At 38.0% G+C, this 1931-nt stretch carries 2 protein-coding genes; both read left to right on the top strand.

The annotated features are described in order from the left end of the window. Nucleotides 1–685: sugar phosphate nucleotidyltransferase (locus AC6F75_RS08945; RefSeq protein ID WP_500714662.1), on the top strand; the 685-nt coding region annotated here is incomplete at its 5' end. An 11-nt stretch (nt 686–696) separates the two neighbouring features. Continuing rightward, a partial coding sequence (locus AC6F75_RS08940) for a DUF389 domain-containing protein (RefSeq protein WP_500714661.1) occupies nt 697–1931 on the top strand: 1235 nt, incomplete at its 3' end.

The following is a 1931-nucleotide window of genomic DNA, read 5'->3' as shown; positions in this document are numbered from 1 at the left end:
TGTTCAGGCTTCATTTCAGCATTGTTCAGAGAATGATGTGCTGATGACATTGGGAATTCAGCCCACATTTCCAAATACAGGCTATGGTTATATTGAATATGAAAAGTCAACTGATGAAATAAAAAAAGTACTTCGGTTCACCGAAAAACCGAATTACGAAAAAGCAAAAACATTTATTTCAGCAGGTAATTATAAGTGGAATGCGGGCATTTTTATTTGGAGCGTAAAAAGCATTACCGCTGCTTTTGAAAAACTTATGCCGGGGATGCATCAGCTTTTTGAATCCGGAAAGGAACTTTACAATACTGAAAATGAAGCTACTTTTATCAAAAAAAATTATGCTGCTTCTGAAAACATTTCCATCGATTATGCCATTTTGGAAAAAGCAGCCAATGTGTTTGTTTTACCTGCAACTTTTGACTGGAATGATCTGGGAACCTGGGGCTCACTGTATAAAAAGTTGCCCAAAGACGAGCAAAACAATGCCGTGGTTAGAGCGCACACGCTATTAATAGACTCCAACAATAACATCATTCAAACCGAAAAAGGGAAAAAGGTGATTGTAAGTAATTTATCAGACTACATTATCGTAGATCAGAGAAAAACGCTTATTATTGTACCGAAAGAAAAGGAACAAGACATCAAACAGATACAGGAAATTGCTAAGAAAAAGTTCAATTTATAAAAGTATTTTCTATGGAAACTCAAGACTCTCGTCATACCGAAAATATTAAAAGAAACGCCCAGGGTACATTTGAGGGCATTAAAGTGTTTCTTTCAGAATTACTTGACGTAAGACACGATACAGACAAGGAGGAAACTGTTGAAACCGTAAAAAAAGAAATTTCTTTTAAAGGTCACAATGCCTGGATTTTGATTTTTTCGATTTTTGTGGCATCTGTAGGGCTTAATGTGAGTAGTACTGCCGTTGTTATCGGGGCAATGTTAATTTCGCCGCTTATGGGTCCAATTGTGGGTGTTGGGCTTTCGGTAGCGATTAATGATTTGGAAACCCTAAGACGTTCTCTCATTAATTTGGGTATAATGATAGGCTTAAGTATCCTCACCGCTTACCTGTACTTCCTGCTTTCTCCGTTAACAAAGCTCACCCCGGAACTTGAAGCCAGGACATACCCTACTATATTGGATGTTTTAATAGCCATTTTTGGCGGTTTGGCACTCATCGTTGCCAAAACCAAAAGGGGTACCATGCCCAGTGTGATTTATGGTGTGGCCATTGCAACTGCCCTTATGCCACCTTTGTGCACTGCGGGATACGGTCTTGCCGTTGGCAATTTTGAATATTTTGGCGGGGCGTTTTATCTGTTTACCATCAACTCTATTTTTATAGCACTTTCTGCTTTTGTGGTTTCAAAATTATTGGGTTTTCCGCTTGTAAAATATGCCAACTCCAAACGCAGAAAACGCATTGCACAAATTGCAACTACCATTGCACTTGTGGTGATGATTCCAAGTGCAATTCTCTTCTGGAAATTACTCCAAAAAGAAATTTTCACCACCAATGTGGAAACTTTTATCACTGAGAATATATTTTATGAAGAAGCATTTATGTACAAATACAATGCAAATTATGACAACAAAACACTGGAATTATTCATGGGAGGTGAGCCGGTGCCTGATGCGGTGATCAACACTTGGCGTACCAAAATAATGAATGATAAAAATTTAAAAGATGTAAGCCTGGATGTCAAGCAGACCAAGGATGACACAGAGTTTACTTCTACAAATTTTGTCACCCTGTCAGATATGTTTTCACAAAACCTGATGACTCTGGAATCCCGGGAAGCAAGAATAAGAATGCTTGAACAACAACTTAGAAGGCTTTCAACCGGCGATATACCTTTTGAAACACTTGTTGAAGAAATCAAAATTAATTATGGTGATTTGAATTCCATTTCGTTTTCAAACAC

This window comes from Planktosalinus sp. (assembly GCF_059864935.1).
The sequence above is the reverse complement of the archived record's forward strand: the minus strand, read 5'-3'. Positions and strand labels throughout refer to the sequence as shown.